At 45.5% G+C, this 19344-nt stretch carries 23 protein-coding genes; 22 read left to right on the top strand and 1 reads right to left on the bottom strand.

What is annotated here, in order from left to right:
• Positions 1–9 precede the first annotated feature (9 nt).
• From lptB to LEP1GSC052_RS05220, 22 genes are all read left to right on the top strand, one after another.
• Entirely contained in the window at positions 10–735 is a 726-nt protein-coding gene (gene lptB / locus LEP1GSC052_RS05325) for an LPS export ABC transporter ATP-binding protein (protein WP_010574783.1), read from the top strand.
• Positions 732–2153 (top strand): RNA polymerase factor sigma-54, encoded by a 1422-nt coding sequence (gene rpoN, locus LEP1GSC052_RS05320; RefSeq protein WP_020986221.1) that lies wholly within the window; start codon positions 732–734, stop codon positions 2151–2153. Before lptB ends, rpoN begins: the two co-directional genes overlap by 4 nt.
• Positions 2154–2156: 3 nt before the next feature.
• A complete protein-coding gene (gene hprK / locus LEP1GSC052_RS05315; protein WP_020985998.1) occupies positions 2157–3122 on the top strand; it encodes an HPr(Ser) kinase/phosphatase in 966 nt (321 codons plus the stop codon).
• Complete coding sequence (locus LEP1GSC052_RS05310) at positions 3094–3357, top strand: HPr family phosphocarrier protein (RefSeq protein ID WP_010574781.1); 264 nt, start codon at positions 3094–3096, stop codon at positions 3355–3357. Before hprK ends, LEP1GSC052_RS05310 begins: the two co-directional genes overlap by 29 nt.
• A 19-nt stretch (positions 3358–3376) precedes the next feature.
• Positions 3377–5167, top strand: coding sequence for an LIC_11548 family sensor histidine kinase (locus LEP1GSC052_RS05305; protein WP_020985839.1), 1791 nt, complete (start codon positions 3377–3379; stop codon positions 5165–5167).
• Between the two features lie 13 nt (positions 5168–5180).
• The gene (locus LEP1GSC052_RS05300) at positions 5181–6527 is read left to right on the top strand and encodes a sigma-54-dependent transcriptional regulator (RefSeq protein ID WP_010574779.1); all 1347 of its coding nucleotides are present in this window, start codon (positions 5181–5183) and stop codon (positions 6525–6527) included.
• Positions 6520–7371, top strand: a complete 852-nt coding sequence (locus LEP1GSC052_RS05295; protein WP_020985625.1) for a hypothetical protein — start codon at positions 6520–6522, stop codon at positions 7369–7371. Before LEP1GSC052_RS05300 ends, LEP1GSC052_RS05295 begins: the two co-directional genes overlap by 8 nt.
• Positions 7368–9311, top strand: a complete 1944-nt coding sequence (gene priA / locus LEP1GSC052_RS05290; protein WP_020985661.1) for a replication restart helicase PriA — start codon at positions 7368–7370, stop codon at positions 9309–9311. The genes LEP1GSC052_RS05295 and priA overlap by 4 nt, the downstream gene beginning before the upstream one ends.
• A gap of 5 nt (positions 9312–9316) precedes the next feature.
• Complete coding sequence (gene fmt, locus LEP1GSC052_RS05285; protein WP_020986568.1) at positions 9317–10264, top strand: methionyl-tRNA formyltransferase; 948 nt, start codon at positions 9317–9319, stop codon at positions 10262–10264.
• Entirely contained in the window at positions 10261–11256 is a 996-nt protein-coding gene (locus LEP1GSC052_RS05280; RefSeq protein WP_010574777.1) for a PASTA domain-containing protein, read from the top strand. Before fmt ends, LEP1GSC052_RS05280 begins: the two co-directional genes overlap by 4 nt.
• Positions 11253–11897: a ribulose-phosphate 3-epimerase gene (gene rpe, locus LEP1GSC052_RS05275; RefSeq protein WP_010574776.1), complete on the top strand. Its 645-nt coding sequence runs from the start codon at positions 11253–11255 to the stop codon at positions 11895–11897. The genes LEP1GSC052_RS05280 and rpe overlap by 4 nt, the downstream gene beginning before the upstream one ends.
• Before the next feature lie 132 nt (positions 11898–12029).
• Positions 12030–12296, top strand: coding sequence for a 30S ribosomal protein S16 (rpsP, locus tag LEP1GSC052_RS05270; protein WP_002176633.1), 267 nt, complete (start codon positions 12030–12032; stop codon positions 12294–12296).
• Complete coding sequence (locus LEP1GSC052_RS05265; protein ID WP_000391865.1) at positions 12296–12526, top strand: KH domain-containing protein; 231 nt, start codon at positions 12296–12298, stop codon at positions 12524–12526. The genes rpsP and LEP1GSC052_RS05265 overlap by 1 nt, the downstream gene beginning before the upstream one ends.
• A complete protein-coding gene (gene rimM / locus LEP1GSC052_RS05260) occupies positions 12519–13049 on the top strand; it encodes a ribosome maturation factor RimM (RefSeq protein ID WP_010574775.1) in 531 nt (176 codons plus the stop codon). Before LEP1GSC052_RS05265 ends, rimM begins: the two co-directional genes overlap by 8 nt.
• On the top strand, positions 13039–13707 hold the full coding sequence (gene trmD, locus LEP1GSC052_RS05255; RefSeq protein WP_010574774.1) for a tRNA (guanosine(37)-N1)-methyltransferase TrmD: 669 nt from the start codon (positions 13039–13041) through the stop codon (positions 13705–13707). The genes rimM and trmD overlap by 11 nt, the downstream gene beginning before the upstream one ends.
• Entirely contained in the window at positions 13704–14135 is a 432-nt protein-coding gene (rplS, locus tag LEP1GSC052_RS05250) for a 50S ribosomal protein L19 (RefSeq protein WP_010574773.1), read from the top strand. The genes trmD and rplS overlap by 4 nt, the downstream gene beginning before the upstream one ends.
• Before the next feature lie 6 nt (positions 14136–14141).
• Complete coding sequence (locus tag LEP1GSC052_RS05245) at positions 14142–14831, top strand: ribonuclease HII (protein ID WP_010574772.1); 690 nt, start codon at positions 14142–14144, stop codon at positions 14829–14831.
• 75 nt (positions 14832–14906) lie between these two features.
• Positions 14907–15656 carry a hypothetical protein gene (locus LEP1GSC052_RS05240; protein WP_010574771.1) on the top strand — a complete coding sequence of 250 codons (750 nt, stop codon included), beginning with the start codon at positions 14907–14909 and terminating at the stop codon, positions 15654–15656.
• Positions 15657–15926, top strand: a complete 270-nt coding sequence (locus LEP1GSC052_RS05235; RefSeq protein WP_010574770.1) for an EscU/YscU/HrcU family type III secretion system export apparatus switch protein — start codon at positions 15657–15659, stop codon at positions 15924–15926.
• A complete protein-coding gene (locus tag LEP1GSC052_RS05230; protein ID WP_010574769.1) occupies positions 15923–17113 on the top strand; it encodes an HD-GYP domain-containing protein in 1191 nt (396 codons plus the stop codon). The genes LEP1GSC052_RS05235 and LEP1GSC052_RS05230 overlap by 4 nt, the downstream gene beginning before the upstream one ends.
• 10 nt (positions 17114–17123) lie before the next feature.
• Positions 17124–17474, top strand: a complete 351-nt coding sequence (locus LEP1GSC052_RS05225; RefSeq protein ID WP_010574768.1) for a YraN family protein — start codon at positions 17124–17126, stop codon at positions 17472–17474.
• Positions 17475–17570: 96 nt separating this feature from the next.
• Complete coding sequence (locus tag LEP1GSC052_RS05220; protein WP_000836436.1) at positions 17571–17768, top strand: hypothetical protein; 198 nt, start codon at positions 17571–17573, stop codon at positions 17766–17768.
• A 19-nt stretch (positions 17769–17787) separates the two neighbouring features.
• Here LEP1GSC052_RS05220 and LEP1GSC052_RS05215 read toward each other — a convergent pair whose 3' ends face one another.
• Positions 17788–19326 (bottom strand): YifB family Mg chelatase-like AAA ATPase, encoded by a 1539-nt coding sequence (locus LEP1GSC052_RS05215; RefSeq protein WP_010574767.1) that lies wholly within the window; start codon positions 19324–19326, stop codon positions 17788–17790.
• Positions 19327–19344: the final 18 nt, after the last annotated feature.

The following is a 19344-nucleotide window of genomic DNA, read 5'->3' as shown; positions in this document are numbered from 1 at the left end:
GCTAAGAATATGAGCAAAACCTTCCGAATGGATAACCTGGTCAAGGTCTACAACAAAAGAAAGGTTGTGGACGGAGCCAGTTTCAATATCAAAAAAGGCGAAGTCGTTGGGCTCTTAGGTCCGAACGGCGCCGGTAAAACGACTTCCTTTTATATGTCCGTGGGTTTCGTAAGACCCGATTCCGGCAAAGTTTTTATCGACGGACAAGACGTTACCGATTCTCCCATGCATATCCGCGCGAGACTCGGCGTGGGTTATCTCGCGCAGGAAGCTTCCATCTTTCGTAAGTTGACCGTCGCCGAAAACTTGGAAGCGATTCTCGAAACGATGAATCTTTCGAGAGCTGAAATTATTAAACGAAGAGACGAACTTCTCATCGAACTTCAGATCATGCGGGTCGCCAACCAGAAAGGTTATACTCTTTCGGGCGGGGAAAGAAGACGTTGTGAGATCGCAAGGGCGCTCGTAACCAATCCCGACTTTATCCTGTTAGACGAACCCTTCGCCGGAGTCGACCCGATCGCGGTAAAGGACATTCAAACGGTGATCCAATCCTTGAAGGAAAGGGGACTCGGAATTCTCATAACGGACCACAACGTGCGGGAAACCTTAAAGATCACAGATCGCGCCTATATCATGTATAGCGGAAGAATTTTGATCTCCGGTTCGACCCACGATCTTGTCAACGATCCCGAAACGAGAAGAATTTATCTGGGCGAGGACTTCACGCTGTGAATCTCAGTCACTCACTGGTTCAAAAACAAACCCAGAAACTGGTGATGACCCAGGACTTAAGACAGTCCATAGAACTCTTACCCTTATCCACGCTCGAACTTTCGGATCGAATCAGCTCCGAACTCGTGGAAAATCCGATGCTCGAGGAAGAATACGCTTCCGAAAGAAACAGAACTCCCGATCTCTACAGCAGAGACGACCTAAGAAGAAAAGAAAAGAACGACTTTATCAAAAACTCGGACGTCACCTGGCAGGATAATTTCTCCTTGGACCGCGCCGGAAGCGCGGGCTCGGATGCATCCGATCGAAATCAAAAATACATCGAATCTTCTCCCGAAAAAAGTTCCTTGTCGGAACATCTTCTTTGGCAACTCAGGCTTTCGAATCTAAAACCCGACGAGATTTCCATCGGCGAAATTCTAATCTCCATGCTCGACGATCACGGATTTATCACGATTCCGATTCCGGATCTTTGCGCGGAGATGAAGTTGAACGAAAAAAAAGTCCGCAAGGTTCTCGATCAAATCAATAGACTCGATCCGATCGGAATCGGAGCCAAGGACGTTCAAGAAACCCTTTTGATCCAGGCGAAGATTTTAAAACCGGAAGATCAAAAACTGCATACTCTCATCCGCGATCATATCAAGGATCTCGAGAAACTCGATTACAAATCCGTTTCCAAAAAAATGGAAATCTCGCTCGAAGCGGTCGAAACACTTGCTTCCGAAATCAAAAAACTCGAACCGTATCCGGCCACGTTATACACACCGAACAAACCAGACTACGTAATCCCCGACGTAATCGTACGAGAAGTCGAGGGAGAATTCGACATCTACATCAACGACGAATGGATTCCACGCCTCAAAATCAATAAAGAATATAAGAATATTCTAAAAAACGCAAAGGAAGCCGACAAGGAATACATCAATTCCAAACTGGGATCGGCGGAATGGTTGATCCGTTCGGTGAACCAAAGAAGACAAACCCTGTTTAAGGTGACGTCCGCGATTATAGAAATGCAGACCGCGTTTTTTCAAAAGGGAATCCAACACATCAAACCACTCACCCTCAAGGACATCGCCGAAAAACTGGAGATGCACGAATCCACCGTTTCCAGAATCACTTCGAACAAATACATACAAACCTCGCGAGGAATTCTCGAGTTAAAATGGTTTTTTTCATCCGGCGTTCGCTCCGCAGAAGGTGGAATCGAATCCTCCAAAAAAATCCACGACCTCATCCGAAATCTCGTTAAGGAAGAACAGTCCGACAATCCTCTTTCCGATCAGGAAATCGTGGAAGCGATCGGAAAACAGGGAATCGAAATCGCGAGAAGAACCGTCGCCAAATACAGAAAGATTCTGAAAATTCTTCCCTCAAGCCAAAGAAAAAAAGTCAAGTCCTTGGAGTCGAGATAACCTATGTCCATGCCAGGCATCAACGTTTCCAATATTCTCAACGAACACGAAGAGTTGGGCTTAAAAATGCTCGCGGGTGAAAAGGGACTCACGAATCGAATCAACATGTCCGAGATCAACCGCCCCGGACTTTCCCTCACCGGCTTTTACGAAAGTTTCGCGCACGATCGGATCCAAATTTTCGGCAAGGGAGAATGGGCTTACATCACTTCCAGAACTCCCGAAGATCTGAAAAAAATCGCCGCGGAGTTTTTTAGTTTTCATCTCAACTGCATCATCTTCACGCACGGAAACATGCCCCCTCCGATTTTTATGGAGAATTGCGAACAACTCGGAATCCCTCTTATGATCTCGGACGTTTCCACGCATAAGTTCATCACGTTGATCTCCGGAATTTTGGATCGAAGTCTCGCGCCGAGAACGATGCGACACGGGGTTTTGATCGAGGTTTTCGGAATCGGAATTCTCCTTTCGGGAAAAAGCGGAGTGGGAAAAAGCGAAACCGCTCTCGAACTCATCGAAAGGGGACATCGTCTCGTCGCCGACGACATGGTGGAGATCCGAAGACTTTCCGAAAGTTATCTTATCGGAACCTGTTCGGATTTATTGCGACATCACATGGAAATCCGTGGATTAGGAATTTTGAATATTAAGGATATATTCGGAATCGGTTCGGTCCGCGATCACAAACTCATAGAACTCATCATTCATTTGGAAGAATGGACCGAAGACAAGGACTTCGACAGAACCGGTCTTGAAAATCCCACCGAAGAATTGTTAGGCGTTCAGATCCCTTTGATTCGGGTTCCCGTTCGACCGGGAAGAAACATTCCGATCATCGTGGAAACCGCGGCGATGAACCAGCGTCTGCGCAAACTCGGCAAAAACGCCGCGCAAGAATTCAATCAAAAACTGAGTCAGTATTTACAGCAGGGTAAAGTTGAAAGAAATTCTCCTCAAAATCAATGAAAACGGAACCGGTATGCACGCAAGACCGGCTTCGGTCTTCGTAAACTGCGCGTCCAAGTTCCCCTGCGAAATTACGGTAGTAAAGGACGACGTAGTCGTGAACGGAAAAAGTATCATGGGACTCATGATGCTCGCACTCGCGCCAGGAAACGAATTCAAAATTCAAGTCGCTGGAGAAAAGGAAGACGAAGCCCTGGAGGCTCTCAGCAATATCGTAAACAACGATTTCGTTTAACAAAATCGACGATGAAACTATGAACGACGAAACCAGATATTATCTCAGGGATCTTTTGATCCTCGGATTGATCATTCTTCTTTCCGTGGTTTTGGCGGAAGCGATCCAGTTTTCTGGTCAGGATTCCTTTGCGGACGATATAGGTTTTTTGGATCGGATCGTAGTTTATATCTTCTATTTCATTCCTCTGTTTTCCCTTTCCCTTCTGATTTCCTACTTTTATAGAAACAAACGAAACCTGGAAACGGGAAGACTCAAAAGTTCGATCCGATATCGTCTAACGTTATCGTTTATTTTCGTAGCGCTTCTTCCTTCGGTGCCCATTCTTTTTCTTTCCTCGAACATCACCGGAAAACTCTACGAACGTTTTTACGGGATCGATATTGAAGAGGCCCTTTCTTCGGGAGAAACGTTGATCTCGAACGAGGAAATTCCCAAAAAGAAACTTCTCGTGGAAAAAACGAGACTGCTCGAAAGTTTTTTAAGAATACAACCTCTCAACTTGGAATCCCTCGTCGCGGGCGCGTCCAAACTCAATCTGATCCAAAGCGACGAATTCTACGTGGGAATCTACGATAAGGAAAAATCCATTTTGGAAAATCGGGGTTTGAAATACAGACCTCTCGAAAAGAATTTCAAAAGTTTTTCCAAAACTTCCACTTGGAAGGAGTTTCTAAGTTACAGACCGGATTATTGTATGTATTTCATACGCGTTCCGTTTCCGGTCGGCAGTTATTCTTTGCAGACCGGAATTCGAATCCACAAAGGAGAAGAGAAGATCGTATATTCTCTCATCTCCACAAGAAGAAACTACGACCGAGCGGACTTAGCCAAGGAAAAACTTCCGTATCGAATTCGTCTAACGTTTAGCATCATTACGGTTTCCATCTTTCTTTTGGCGATTTACTTTTCCCTTTTGTTCGCGAGAAAAATCTCAAGACCGATCATAGAACTCGCGAATGCGACTCAAAAAATTTCCATGGGGGAAACGGATATCAGCTTGGAAATCCGGGAGGCCGGAGAGATCGGCGCGCTCATCGATTCCTTCAATCAGATGGTCCAGGATTTAAAATCCAAAGACGCGGAATTAATGCGAAGTCAAAGAATCGCCGCTTGGAAGGAAGTGGCGCAAAGAATGGCGCACGAGATCAAAAATCCTTTAACGCCGATTCAACTTTCCGCGGAAAGAATTCGCAGAAAGATGAAATCGGAAAATATCGAACAGTTCCGCGAGATCGTTTCCACGGGAACGGATACGATCATCAAACAGGTTCGAGTTCTCGAACATCTTGTGAACGAATTCTCGGACTTTGCGCGTATGCCCGCGCCGAAACTCATCAATCAAAATTTGGAACCGATCATTCTCGAAGCGGTAAAACTTTTCGAACACACGCCTCAGATCAAGATTACGACGAACGTCGCAAAAGGGTTTCCTCAGCTTTTTTTAGATCAAAAAATTATTTTGAGGGTTCTCACCAATCTCGTGAAAAATTCCATCGAGGCCATCGAACGAAAACGGGAAAAGGAAGAAACCTCGGATTATATCGGACTGATTCATATCTCCGCTTCCACCACGAGAAAGATTATGCGAAGAGTGGCGGTTATCTCGATCGAGGACAACGGAATCGGAATTTCACCCGAGCTGAAACAAAAAGTTTTCGAACCTTATTACTCGACCAAAAACAACAATACGTCGGGGATCGGTCTTGCGATCGTTCAGAAAAGTGTGATTGACCACAACGGGCATATCTCGATAGATTCTTCCAGTATGGGCGGTTGCCGGTTTCAAATCGAGTTGCCCGTTTCTTAACCGTTTACATTCCATGAAAATTTTTATCGCCGACGACGAACCTGAAATCCGAAAATCCCTCAAGGATATTTTGGAGGATGAGAATTTCGAAGTGGAAACGTTTTCCACCGGCAAAACTTTGCTCAAACAACTCAAAAACGAAAGACCTTCTCTGATTCTTTTGGACGTTTGGCTCGGCAAAGAGGACGGAATCGTCGTACTCGACGAATGTAAAAAATTATATCCGACTCTTCCTATTTTGATGATCTCCGGTCATGGAACGATCGAGATCGCGGTGGCCGCGACGAAAAAAGGCGCCGTCGATTTTTTGGAAAAACCTCTTTCCATCGAAAAGGTTTTACAAGCGATCGAGAACGTAATCAAACCCGACGATAAAAGTCCCGTTTCCGATATTAAATTAGAATACGATGAAATTCTAGGAAACTCTCCCGCGATCCAAAAAGTGAAGTTCGCGATCGCACAAGCCGCCGCGACCAACGCCCGCGTTTTTATTTACGGGGAGAATGGAACCGGAAAGGAACTCGTCGCCAAAACTATATTCAAAAATTCTAAAAGAGCCGATCAGCCTTTCGTCGAGATGAACTGCGCGGCGATTCCGGAAGAACTCATCGAATCGGAACTTTTCGGTTTTACAAAGGGCGCTTTTACGGGAGCCACCGATTCGAGAATCGGAAAGTTCGAAGCCGCCAACGGAGGAACTCTTTTTCTCGATGAGATCTGCGATATGTCCTTGTCCACACAGGCGAAAGTGTTGCGGATTCTTCAGGAACAAAGATTCGAAAAATTGGGAAGCACGGAAACCATCACGGTGGACGTTCGCATCATAGCCGCAACCAATATCCCCGTGGAAGAGGCGATTCGAGACGGAAAGTTCAGAGAGGATTTGTATTATCGTTTGAACGTAATTCCGATCACGATTCCGCCGTTGCGAGAACGAACCTCGGACATTCCTTTGCTGGTCGATTATTACATCGCGAGAACCTTGGAGGAAAACAATCTTCCTCCGAAGAAAATAGAATCCGAGGCCGTTTCCATTCTCCAGAATCACTTCTGGCCGGGAAACATCCGGGAACTCAAAAACATCATGGAAAGACTTTGTATCATGACCGTCGGCGCGACGATCACCGCAAACGACGCAAGAGACGCGCTGAAAGGATTCAAAACAGCCAACGAAATGGTGGAACTCGGAGACTTCCGAAAGGCAAAGGAAGAATTCGAAAGACAGTATATTATAAAAACGTTGCAAACCAACGAAGGGAACGTAACCCGCACGTCTCGAGTTCTCGGGATCGAACGTTCCCACCTCTATCGAAAGATGAAGTCGCTTAACATTTCTTCGGATCAGTACACGGATGGATAAGGAAATTCTCACCGGTTTAGGAAGAATCCTGGGCGATCTCCGGTTTTTGATCCAAAAAAAACAGGTTCCGATCCTTCAATTCTCGGGCGAAAAACCTCCCGAAACGACGGAACTCGTTTGGAAAGAGGAATGGAATCCTTCCGGACAAGGTTCCCGCTCGGACGATTTGGAACTGGAAGCGGAAGGAATTCAGGTCCGCAGACCGGCCAAGGCCGCGGAACGAAATTTCGTGTGCAAACTCTGCGCGGATAGAATCAGCGCGGTCCGTAACTTTCTCGTTAAGGGAAGAAAACCTATATTAGTACTTCATTATACGGGTGAAATCGCCCCCGGAAGACCTTCGTTTTCAAAAACCTCTCCCGATCAGATTTTTAGAAACAAGGAATCGGAGGATCTTTTCGGAAGAATGATCCAAAAACAGTTCGGTTTCAGTCATAAGGAATTTTATTATCAGGAATATCCGGCTTGTATCTTCGCGCATTCCAAATCGAACGCGCAGGATTGGAAACTGAGAACCGAAAAATGCGAAACCCAGGTTAAGGAAACGATCGATTCCGAAAAGATCAAAGGAATCATTCTTTTGGGAACGAGCGCGATCGCGGTTTACGGAAAAGAGAAAGCCCTTGAAATGATGGGAAGAACGTTAGACTTCCTTCCCGGTATTCCCATGATCGTGTTACGATCCCCCGAAGCGATTTCGGCCATCGAAACCAAACGGAAAAACTTCAAAGGCGACAAAGAATCCTTCGAATTCGAGACGATCAAAAAGGAAGAGATCTCGATCAAAGAAAGTATTCTTTCCCAGCTCGCGCTTTTTCAAAACAAACTCAAGGACGTAATTTGATTTATTATGCGGAAGTCGCCTTCGATCTTCCGATCGAAGAGGATACGTTCACATACGAAGTCCCCGCGAACACTCCGGTCGGAGTGCGCGTTCTCGCCAAACTCAGAAACCGGGAAGAAGAAGGGATCATCGTATCCGTTCATCAAAACGAACCGAACTACAAGGTTTTTCCCTTGGAAAAGATCATCGACAAAACCCCGATCGTTCTTCAGGAACAAATCGATCTCGCGTATTGGATGAAGGATCAATACATTGCTTCTCTTGGAGAATGTATCTACAAGATGATTCCAGCGGGAAGAAGACAGGTCAAACTCGAAGCCTTTCCTTCGGATGCGGAAGGAAAACCCGTCAAACTCAACGAAGAACAGGAAGTCGCTTATCAAAATATTCTTTCCACGTTCGGACAAACCGCGGCGCATCTTTTGTTCGGAATCACCGGCTCGGGCAAAACGGAGGTTTATATCCATCTCATCCGAAAGGCTCTGGAAACTCCGAACCGCTCCGTGATTCTTCTCGTTCCCGAAATCAGTTTGACGTTTCATATCATTCGAAAACTGGAACTGATCTTTCCGGGTCAACTCGCGGTTCTACATTCCGCGCTCAAGGTTTCGGAAAAGTTCAAGGCATACAACGAACTCTTAAGCGGTAAAAAAAGAATCGCGGTCGGAACGAGAAGCGCGGTCTTCGCTCCGGTTTCCAATCTGGGTCTTGTCATCATAGACGAGGATCATGATTCTTCCTTTAAGGAACATTCGAGTCCTCGTTATCACGCGCGTCAGGTTGCGATGCAAAGATGCAAAACCAACAACGCGGTTCTCGTGATGGGAACGGCCACACCTTCCTTGGAAATTTATCACTTAGCGATAGAAGGAAAGATCCATCTCCATACGCTTACCAAAAGACCGGAAGGGGTCGTGCCCCCCACGGTCCGGATCGTGGAGAATCAAAAGGAGTCTAACGTTCTTAGCTCCGAACTTTCGTTCGCGATCAAACAACGATTGGATAAAAAAGAACAGGTCATTCTTCTTTTGAATCGAAGGGGTTATAGTCCTTTGATTTATTCTCCGGCTACATCTTCGTATGTTCCTTGTCCGAACTGCACGACCAATCTCTGTTACCATAAAAAAGGAACGGCGATCTGTCATCTCTGCGGACATACAGAGACTCTCGATTCTTTGGAAAAAAGAATGGGGGAAAGTCTGACCCTCAAGGGAACCGGAACACAGAAGCTGGAGGAGAATCTTCTCGAAGCGTTTCCGAATACGAGAGTGGAACGACTGGATCAGGATTCGATTCAGGATCGAAGTTTGTTAAACGAAGTTATATCCCGTCTTCTCGGAGGAGAAATCGACATTCTCACCGGAACGCAGATGATTGCGAAAGGACTCGACGCTTCCCAGGTTACGTTAGTCGGCGTTTTAAACGCGGGGATCGGACTCGGACTTCCGGACTTTCGAGCCAACGAAAGGGTCTTTTCTCTTTTGACTCAGGTTGCGGGAAGGGCGGGGCGCTCCAAACTCAAGGGAGAAGTTTTGATCGAAACGAACGCTCCCGATCATCCCGTGATTCAGATGGCGACCCATCAAGACTATATTCAATTTTATGAATCTGAAATTCCGGTTCGAAAGGATCTTTTTTATCCGCCGTTTTCGAGGCTCGTTCGAATCGTTTCCCGTTCCAAAGACGAACAGATTTCTCTCGAAACGATCGAACTCGTTTTTTCGGCTCTTAAAAAATTCTTCCCTTCCAAAGATACGGTGTTGCTCGGACCCGCCCCTTGTCCGTTTTATAGAATCGATTCCAACTTCCGCAATCATATCATTCTCAAAACGTCCTCCTTGAACGCGTGGAGGGAAATTTTTAAAAAAGAAATTCGTCCTTTGAAACTCTCCAAAAAAGTGTATTTGGAAATCGACTTCGATCCTTTGGACTTGGTGTGACATCTATGAAACTCGGCTACTTTGGAACCCCGGAACATTCCGCAAAACTTTTACAAGCGCTCCTCGATTCAAAACTTGCGGAAGTTTTATTCGTCGTAACGAACCCGGATCGCCCCAAGGGCCGTAGCAAAACTCCAGAACCCGGTCCCGTAAAAAAAACGGCGATCGCTTATAACATTCCCGTCTTCCAATACGAATCGATTAAGAAGGAAAAAGAAAAAGCCCTCGCGGACTTCGGTTCCTTTCCGGCGGATCTGTATGTTGTGTTCGCATACGGTTCCATTCTTCCCAAAGAAGTCTATGCGCACGCGCCCCTGACCTCAATCAACTTACACGGCTCCTTGTTGCCGGATCTGCGCGGAGCGTCTCCGGTGCAAACCGCTCTTTGGAAAGGTTATACAAAATCCGGAATCACGATTCAATACATCGGTGAGAAAATGGACGAAGGAGATATTCTTCTTTCGAAGGAAGTGGAGATTTCTCTCGAGGACAATACCGGGACCTTGATGGATAAGATTACCGACGCCGGGATCTCGGCGATCCTTCAACTCTTAAAAGAATTCGACGGAAAACCGTTTTCAGCGACTCCCCAAGATTCCGAGAAGGCGACGTACTGCGGAAAAATCAAACCCGAGGATAGAATTTTGGATTGGAACCTCGGAGCGGAGGAACTTCACAACCGGGTTCGCGCCTTATACCCGGACGCTGTGGGAAATACCACGTTCCGAGGGAAAAGGATGAACATTCTGAAAACCGCACCTTCTTCCCTGGCTCCCGAATCGAATCCAGGCCCTGGCAAATTGAAACGGTTGGACAAAAAAGGCCTTCTTACACAGTGTGGTGATGGTAGATTTCTGGAAATTCTGGAATTGCAACCGGAAAATAAAAACAGGATGTCTGCATCCGATTTTCTCAACGGTTTCAGAATCCAAGAAGGGGAAACATTCGGGTGAATCAGGAACAAATCAAAGAAAAGTATCTTCCGATCGGAGGTTACATCTTATTCTTAGCGGCCGGTCTTCTTTTATTTTTCAGCGCGGCCTTCTTAGTCGTATTCGTTAGAACCAAAAGTACGGCAAAGGTAATCATCCCCGACCTGATCGGAAAATCCTATCCGGAAGTTCACAACGAACTCAATCGTCTCCAACTCAAAGTGCGTCTGGAAAACAAACGTTATCCCGACAAAACCGACGGAATCATTCTATATCAATCCATTCGTCCCGGAAGAGAAATCGAAGCGGGAAGTAAAATCGTTCTCACCGTAAACGTGGGACTCGACCGATTGATCGTTCCCGATGTCAGAGGACAATCCATCGACTCCGCAAGAGCCAATCTCCAAAAAGTTCTTTCGGGAGAAACCTATGTGGAAATGCAGATCGGCGGAATCACTTACATTGAACCGCAAGCGGATCAACTTCCGAACACCGTAATCGATCAGATTCCCGAGGCGGGAAAAAATACTTCGGCAAGAGAAAAAGTATTCTTACTCGTGACCAAGGCTCCAAGCAAAACCAAGGAAGAATTTTCCCCGACTTCTTTCCAAGGCGCGTCGTTTCCTTTGGTTCAAAAAAGTCTCACTCGTTCCGGAATCAAAAGTAGGGTGGAAGAAATCATAAACACAAGAGTTCGCTCCGAAAACGGACTCGTTTCTTCAGCAAGATTGGAAGGGGATGAAATCCGTTTCAAAGTATTCTATTTCGAACCCGAACTCGCGGTGGAAAGCGGTTACGAATTGTTTTCTTACGAGGTCGGAGACGACGGAAACTACAAAGCGGTTTTAAAATCTCAGAATCAAGAAGAAGCGGATGTCCTAACACTTCCCGTTACGCTCAAAGACGGAGAAAAATTTCAAACCGTATTCTATCGAAAAGGAGCGGCCAAATTGACCTTGCTCGACGCAACCGATTCCAAAGTAAAATCCAAATCCTACGAGAGTGAACTTTGAAAATCTCCGCATCCATCTTAGCTACTAAACTTACAGAACTCGGAAAAACCGTTCCCGATTACGATCCGAAGGCGATCGATCTTATGCACATGGACGTGATGGACGGAAATTTCGTCCCTCAGATCAGTTTTGGAGAGGCGCTCAGCAAAGAAGTAAAAGCGCTCACATCGATTCCGTTAGACGTTCATTTGATGGTTTCCAAACCGGAGAATCACGTCGCAAAATACTACGAACTCAATCCTTATTGTATGACCTTTCACATCGAGACAACCGACTTTCCGGTACGACTCGCTCAGGAAATCAAAAGCCACGGAACCAAAGTAGGAGTTTCCTTGAATCCGGGAACTCCCGTTTCTCACTTAGAAAACGTTCTTCCTTATGTGGATCTGATCCTTCTGATGACCGTGGAACCGGGCTTTTACGGACAAAAGTTTATCGCAAACGGAATGGAAAAAATCCGTAAAGCAAAAGAGCTGATCGGATCCAGAGCGATCGAACTCGAAGTGGACGGAGGGGTAAACGATACCAACATCCAAGAGTTGAAGAAGAACGGAGTGGATATCGTAGTCGTCGGGGCCGGACTTTATAAAACGGGAAATCCCGTAGACAACGCAAAGAATCTCAAATCTTTGGCAAAGTAAAGAACCTCGTCTTTTCTGTCAGATCATTTCTTGACAGGGGGACATATTGTCCAATATTGGTAAAAATCATGCATTCTTTTTTCGATCGTCCTCGATCCGAAAGTATAGAATGGGTTAAAAGGAAAATATCCCTTGGTAAAGCTTAGATTACAAAGAACTGGAACCAAACACGATCCTCATTATAGAATTGTCGCCGCGGACAGCAGAGCTCCTAGAGACGGAAAGTTCGTGGATATCGTGGGTCATTATCATCCGGCTCAAATCAAAGAACAAACTACTTTCAATAAAGAAAAAATTCTTACCTGGCTAAAAAACGGCGCTCAACCAACTGGAACCGTTCTGAACCTGTTTAAAAACGCAGGAATCTGGGCTGAATACAAAACCACTCTGAAGAAGTAATGGAAGAATTACTGAAGTACATTGTTGCTTCTCTCGTTGAATTTCCCGAAGAAATCGTAATTCGGGAAATCGAAGGAGAAGAACAAAACATCATCGAACTCAGAGTTTCCCCGAAAGACGTGGGAAAGGTCATCGGTAAGAACGGTCGTATTGCAAAATCCCTGCGCGCGATTCTTACTGCGGCTTCCGTTAAAGCAGGAAAAAACTTCTCCTTAGAAATCATTGACTGAAGAGTGGATTTCACTCGGACAATTGGGCAAACCCTTTGGAATCAAAGGGTGGTTGCGTTTGAATGTCCGAGAATCGGCTCTCACTGAAATCAAACTTCCGATTTCCCTAAGACTTACAAAACCTGATCCGAGCTTCCAACCAAAAGAAATTACTCTTTTGGAAATCCGTCCACACAGCGGAAAGTTCGTAGTTCGTTTCGAAGGTGTTTCCACACCGGATGAAGCGGAAAAGTGGATCGGCGGAATTCTTCATTTACCACAAAATAAACTTCCAAAGATCAAAACCAAGGACGAGTTTTACATTCGAGAACTGATCGGTTTAAGCGCGATCGACGAGTCTGGTAAGAATTTAGAATGGAAACTCACCGAAGTTCAAGACAATCCCGCGCATCCGATTCTTATCTTTGCAAAACCGGAAGGGGAAGAAGTCCTGGTTCCGTTCATACACGTTTTTGTGGGTGAAGTGGATCTGCAAAAGAAGACGATCGTTTTGATACAACCGGAGGTTTGGAATGACGTTTAATTTCATCACACTCTTTCCCGAAAAGATTCAGTCTTATTTCTCCGAAGGTCTTCAACAAAAGGCGATCGAGTCGGGCGTATTCTCCGTAAACGTAATTCAGTTAAGAAATTTCTCGGGAAACAAACACAATCGAGTAGACGACACGATTTACGGCGGTGGGCCGGGAATGCTCCTTCGTGTGGAACCGATCCACAAAGCGCTTTCATCCTTGGGAGAAGATAAGGGAATCGTAATTCTCACATCTCCGTCCGGAGTTCCGTTTCACCAAGGCATCGCAACTAAACTCAAAGAGTCTGGAAAACCGATTACTTTCATTTCCGGTTACTATGAAGGCGTGGATCACCGTGTAGCAGAACATCTAGTTGACATGGAAATGTCCCTTGGAAATTATGTATTATCTGCCGGGGATTTGGCCAGCATTTGTATAGCGGATGCGGTGTCCAGACTTCTGCCGGGTTTTTTAGGCGCAGGGGAAAGCCTTCTGGATGAATCACACAATCATCCCGATGTGTTGGAATATCCGCAATTTACAAAACCCTCGGAATACAATGGATGGAAAGTTCCTGACGTCCTGCTCAGCGGCAACCACGCACAAATAGAAGCGTGGAGGGAACAAAATAGAAAGAAGATCGACCCCGATCAAGAGAGGAAATTATGAATCAACTTTTAAAAGAAGTATTAACTCCGGACGCAGAAAGAAAACAAAACTTTTCCGTAGGCGACACTGTAAAAGTACATTATAAAATTGTTGAGTCTGGAAAAGAAAGAATCCAGGTTTATGAAGGGGTCGTTATCTCGATCGCAAACGAAGCAAACGGAAAAACTTTCACGGTTCGTAGAGTTTCCTACGATATCGGTGTGGAAAGAATTTTCCCATTGTTTTCCCCGAGAATCGCGAAAATCGAACTCATCCGCAAAGGTAAAGTAAGAAGAGCGAAACTTTACTACCTCAGAAATCTCGCAGGTAAAGCGGCTCGTATCAAAGAACTCAAGGGCGGTAAAACACTCGTGAGTGAAGATAGAAAAAGACAACAACAAGAGGAATCTGCGGCGGCGGCAAAGACTGCGGCTCCTGCGGCAGAATAATCCGGTTTGCCGGAAGTTTCTACTCGTTTTGAACCGGAAGAACTCCGGTTTTACTCAGAATCGATTCCTTGCGGGATCGACGAAGCCGGAAGAGGTCCTTACGCGGGGCCTCTCTCTGTTGCACTTGTCTCCTTTTCCCAAAACACTCTAACGCAGATCCGGGAAGGAAAGATTCTCCGGGGACTGACCGATTCCAAAAAACTCTCCGAGAAAAAAAGGGAAGCCCTTTATCCGGAAATTCTAAAAACCGCTCAGATCTCTTATCGAACTTTTTTAAGTCCGGGTTATATCGACAAAGAGGGAATCAACCGCGCGGTTCTGGAAGGAATCCGAAGATGTTCCAAACTGGCGATTCGAGCCGCTCAATCGACTTTGCCTCTCCAGCTTTTGATCGACGGAAATTATAACTTCAATCGTTATCCGGAATGGAAATTCCTAAAAAGTCGTTCTTCCTTTTACACAAAAGGAGATCTGAGAATCGTAAGCATAGTGGCGGCCTCCATTCTCGCAAAGGTGGATCGGGACCGTTATATGATCTCCTTATCCAAAAAATATCCCGATTACCAGTTCGACCAACACAAGGGATACGGAACAAAACTTCACGAAGAGCTGATTCTTCGCCACGGACTTTCCGATATTCATAGAAGAAGTTTTACCGGAAAATTTCTACAGCCTCTTTCAAAGTCTAATCATTGAACCGAGCGAACAAAAGCTCGAGAATTTTTCCGGTCTTTACATGTCGGATAAGATACTTTAACGGAACCGGTTCGAATGAAACTTTCTGCAGACTTTCAGGCGGGAAATATAAGACTTCTTTTCGGAAAAGAATCCGATTCCCTCCATTCTCAGCTTTCCGGTTTTCCTTCGAACCGAACCGTCAAAGCATTCGTTTTGGAAATTTTTCCGGGAGGAGCTTGGATTTCGATCGCTGGAAAAAAGTTAAAGACGAACTCCGAATCGACCCCCTTGTTCGCGGGAGAAATTCTTACGTTAGCCGTAAAGTCGGGAAAAAAAGGGATCGAACTGAGGATCTTAGAAAGAGAGCTGAAAGGAAGCGAAAATTCTCCGTATGCATTGGAAAGTATGGGAATGAGCGTTCGGGAACTTTCCGAAAAAATGAACGGAAGCGAATTTAAGGACGCGTCACCGGAAACATCTTTGTTCAAAATTTTAAAAACTTATTATCCTTTTTTAGAATGGAATTCCGAATTACCCTATTTTCGTTGGGAGTTTTCGGGAGGAAACGCGGAAGGAACCTTCGATCCCCAAGAGGAAACTAAAAAGTTCTTATTTCGGATTCAAACCGAAAAAACGGGAAAGACAATGGTTCTATTCCTATGGAAGGAAAATTCGGGAGAAGATCTGCAAATCAACGCCACTTTTGATAATTTTAAAATGTACTTGCATGCTTGCCAAAACAAAGAAAAATTTAAGAGAATTTTAATGGAATCGTCAGTGAGCTTTCAGGGATACAATTTGTCTTATAAACCGTCCCTGACTCAAAAGGAATGGAATGCGTAAATGATCAGTGTCGCCCTCAAATTCATCCCACAAAAAGACAACGCGCCCGTGATCACCGCTTCGGCCTCCGGCCTTTTGGGAGATGTAATTCGTAAGACCGCACAAAAAAATTTCGTTCCGATCGTTGAGAACCCGATTCTTGCAGAATCGCTTTCCGAGTTTCCGGTCGGGTCGGAAATTCCCGAAAATTTATACAGAGCCGTCGGTGCGATCTTTTCTATGATCCTGGAATTGGATTCAAATTCCGGAAAAAGGGAAATGTTAAAATGAAGAAGTTAGCCGTATCCGAACTTAAGCCGGGAATGAGATTCTCAAAACCCGTTTACTTAGATAAGGAAAATTTATTTATCACCTCCAACACTCCGGTAACCGACAGCGACCTAGATCGTTTGAATAAGTTCGGAATCAGAGAGGTTATGACGGCGGGAGAAATTCTCCAGTTAGGCGGAAGCGTTTCCTCCGATCCGGAAATTCTGGAAACAAGCATAGACGACATCATCATCAATACCGTCGTGGAAGAAGAGTTACAGCCTCTCAAAGCCGTTTACGACAACCTGAATCGAATCAAGGTGACGTTCGGAAATCTTTTCCGAGAAACCACTCAAATCCTTCAGGACGTTTTTAAAAAGACCTTGGACGAAAAACCGCTCGAAGTCACGCCCGTGCGAGAGATCGCGGAACGTCTGACGGACTTCGTACGGACCAATCAAAACATATCCTATCTGATTCTTGCGAACAATCCGACCGGTTATTATCTCTACAATCAGATCGCAAACGCGACCTTCTATTCTCTGATTCTTGGAAAACTTCTGGAATATTCCAGACCGAAGATGATCGATCTCGGGATTTCCTGTTTGCTCGCCGATATCGGTATGTGCAAGGTTCCGTCCGCGGTTTCGGAAAAGAACGAACAACTCAGCGACGAAGAATTCAAAACGATCATGAAACATACGATTCTGGGTTATCAGATTCTTTCCCAAAAGATGAAACTCAAAAACAACCTCGCGATCGTGGCGCTTCAACACCATGAACGATACGACGGAAACGGTTATCCTCAAAAGTTAGCCGGAACCGCAATCGAGGAACAAGCGAGAATCTACGCGATCGCCGATAATTTTTCCGCGCTCGTTACCAATCGTCCTCATAGAAAAAAAATTCTTCCGCACGAAGCGATCAAATCGATGATCAGCATGGACGTTGGAAAATTCGATCTCAAGTTGGTTCGATCTCTTCTGGGTCATCTTTCTTTGTATCCCGTGGGATCTTGTATCGAACTTTCGGACAAAAGAATCGGAGTAGTGTTGGGTCCAAATCCGGATAAACCGATCCGTCCCTGCATTCGTATTATAAAAGATGAATATGGTGAAATGGTCCGCAATCTGATTCTCGTGGATCTTTTGAAGGAAACGAACCTTTTCATTTCGCGGCCGGTGGATCTCCAGGAAATCAGCGCGTAAATTCTTCCCTTTGACGGCGGTTCGAAAAAGCAAAGGAGACGAGGGAGAATCCATCGCTTCCGATTTTTTGATTTCGCTCGGACATACGATCCTCAAAAGAAATTACCGCTTCGGCCGCGCCGAAATCGACATAATCTCAAACAAAGAAGAAGTCCTTTATTTTACCGAAGTCAAGTTCTGGAAGGAATTTAAGGAATTTCATCCGTTCGTCGCATTCAACTCCGCCAAACAAAACAGGATGAGAAGAGCCGCGGAAGCGTTTATCGCCGCCGACCTTTCCTTTCAAAATCATTTTGTCTCATTCTGTCTTGTCTCCGTAAATGCGAAAAAGGGATGTGAATATTATCCTGACCTCTTCTGAAATAGTACGTTAAGGTACTTCCAACAACCACCGAATTCTTAAATTGTCTGCGGGTTCTCAAGGAAGAGAGCCTTAAATCGTTACAAGGAAGTAACTATGAAGAGCATCACGATTTTAGGAAATCTGGCCGAATCAGATGATTTTGGTCCGGATCCGGTCATCCTCCGGAAACGGGGAATGCCGGTAAAGAAGCGAAAATTTGAGGATTATAAAAAGAAATTGGAAGACCCAAGCTATATCGATTTTGCGATCGATAAGATCGCTATGGAAATCTCCCACTTTCTTGCAAAATAGACTTCTCGCTTAACGGGAATTAAGCGACGGCCCTGTTTTCTCCGTAATTTCCGGCATTCTGGAAATTCAGGGCCTCTAGAAGGTGATCTGCCTCCACGAACTCTTTCTCCTCCAAATCTGCGATCGTCCGAGCCACTTTTCGAATCTGATTGAACTTACGAACGCTCAACTTTCGGTTTCTCATTTCCTTTTCCAAAATTTCCTCGCAAACGGAATCAAACTGTAGATACGAATTCACGAAGTTTCCTCTGAGTTGTCCGTTGAAGTAAAACTCGTTTCCGCGATACCGTTCCTTTTGGATCAAAGCGGCTTTCTGAATTTTCGCCTTTGATTCCTTCAAAGTAATCGGAATTCTCTTTCGTTCTTTTTCTTTTTCCTCGCCGAGAGGAAACATACGAACCTCCAAATCGATGCGATCTCGGAACGGACCGGAATAGGGCGCCTGGTATTTTTTGATTCGATCCTTACTGCAGGAACAGTTTCCACCTTTCACGTCGTAGAAACCGCAAGGACAAGGATTGGTCGCCGCGACGAGCAGAAAGTGGGCCGGATAAATCACGGTGCCGCTGATTCTTGAAACGGTGATAGAACCTTCTTCCATCGGCTCTCGAAGCGTTTGTAATATTCCCGATTTATATTCCGCGAGTTCATCCAAGAATAGAATTCCCCGGTTTGCAAGAGTGACTTCTCCCATTCTCAAATCTCGGGAACCGCCGACTAACGTTACTTCCGAAGTGGTATGGTGTGGAGCGCGATACGGTCTTTCGGCGATCAATTCTTTCAAAGGAGAAATCGCGGATCGAATTTTCAAAATGTCCAAGGCCTCGTTTTCTTCGGGAGAAGGAAGTAAAAGTCCGATCATCTTCGACAGCAGACTTTTCCCGATTCCGGGCGGTCCCGAAAAAAGAATATGATGCCAACCGGCGGCCGCGATCTCGGCCGCGCGAAACGCAACCATCTGGTCCTGATAGAGTTCGATATCTTTTAAAATCTCGATCTCTCGGACTTGAATTCTTGATTTGGCTTCCGGTCGTTTTCGATTTTCCAAAACGTCCTCGAGTTCTCGTAAGTGCGAGATCCCGAAGACCTCGAATTTTTTGAGCAAGGACGCTTCTTCCCGATTGGGAAAGGGAAGAATTACGGTATCGTATTTTTCGGACGGCATTCCCGAAAGAATCGGTAAAACTCCCTTCAACGGTTTGAGACTTCCGTCCAAACCCAATTCTCCCAAAAGAAGGGTTCTTTGTAATTTTCCAGAAGGAAAAATCTGTCCGGTCAAAACGAGAATCCCGCAGGCGATCGAAAGATCGAGCAGGGTGCCTTCCTTTTTTCTTCCGGCGGGGGAAAGGTTTACGAGAATATTCTGGAACGGACAGGAATAGCCGCTGTTCTCCAGTGCGATCCGGACTCTTTCGGTGGATTCCCGAATGGATTGAGCCGCAAGACCCGTAATCATAAACCGGGGCAATCCCCGCTTGAGATTGATTTCCACCCCGACCGCAAACGCATCGAGTCCTTCCAGATTGGCTCCGGTCAAACAGATCCAAGAATTTTTCATACTTTGTTCCTCGGGAAG

It is taken from the genome of Leptospira kmetyi serovar Malaysia str. Bejo-Iso9, assembly GCF_000243735.2.
Lineage (GTDB): Bacteria > Spirochaetota > Leptospiria > Leptospirales > Leptospiraceae > Leptospira > Leptospira kmetyi.
The sequence above is the reverse complement of the archived record's forward strand: the minus strand, read 5'-3'. Positions and strand labels throughout refer to the sequence as shown.

What these genes read in the sequence shown, in the direction of transcription:
- lptB (WP_010574783.1), top strand. Translation starts at nt 10, where the DNA reads ATGAGCAAAACCTTCCGAATGGATAACCTGGTCAAGGTCTACAACAAA.
- hprK (WP_020985998.1), top strand. Translation starts at nt 2,157, where the DNA reads ATGTCCATGCCAGGCATCAACGTTTCCAATATTCTCAACGAACACGAA.
- LEP1GSC052_RS05305 (WP_020985839.1), top strand. Translation starts at nt 3,377, where the DNA reads ATGAACGACGAAACCAGATATTATCTCAGGGATCTTTTGATCCTCGGA.
- LEP1GSC052_RS05300 (WP_010574779.1), top strand. Translation starts at nt 5,181, where the DNA reads ATGAAAATTTTTATCGCCGACGACGAACCTGAAATCCGAAAATCCCTC.
- LEP1GSC052_RS05295 (WP_020985625.1), top strand. Translation starts at nt 6,520, where the DNA reads ATGGATAAGGAAATTCTCACCGGTTTAGGAAGAATCCTGGGCGATCTC.
- fmt (WP_020986568.1), top strand. Translation starts at nt 9,317, where the DNA reads ATGAAACTCGGCTACTTTGGAACCCCGGAACATTCCGCAAAACTTTTA.
- LEP1GSC052_RS05265 (WP_000391865.1), top strand. Translation starts at nt 12,296, where the DNA reads ATGGAAGAATTACTGAAGTACATTGTTGCTTCTCTCGTTGAATTTCCC.
- trmD (WP_010574774.1), top strand. Translation starts at nt 13,039, where the DNA reads ATGACGTTTAATTTCATCACACTCTTTCCCGAAAAGATTCAGTCTTAT.
- rplS (WP_010574773.1), top strand. Translation starts at nt 13,704, where the DNA reads ATGAATCAACTTTTAAAAGAAGTATTAACTCCGGACGCAGAAAGAAAA.
- LEP1GSC052_RS05240 (WP_010574771.1), top strand. Translation starts at nt 14,907, where the DNA reads ATGAAACTTTCTGCAGACTTTCAGGCGGGAAATATAAGACTTCTTTTC.
- LEP1GSC052_RS05235 (WP_010574770.1), top strand. Translation starts at nt 15,657, where the DNA reads ATGATCAGTGTCGCCCTCAAATTCATCCCACAAAAAGACAACGCGCCC.
- LEP1GSC052_RS05230 (WP_010574769.1), top strand. Translation starts at nt 15,923, where the DNA reads ATGAAGAAGTTAGCCGTATCCGAACTTAAGCCGGGAATGAGATTCTCA.
- LEP1GSC052_RS05220 (WP_000836436.1), top strand. Translation starts at nt 17,571, where the DNA reads ATGAAGAGCATCACGATTTTAGGAAATCTGGCCGAATCAGATGATTTT.
- LEP1GSC052_RS05215 (WP_010574767.1), bottom strand. Translation starts at nt 19,326, where the DNA reads ATGAAAAATTCTTGGATCTGTTTGACCGGAGCCAATCTGGAAGGACTC.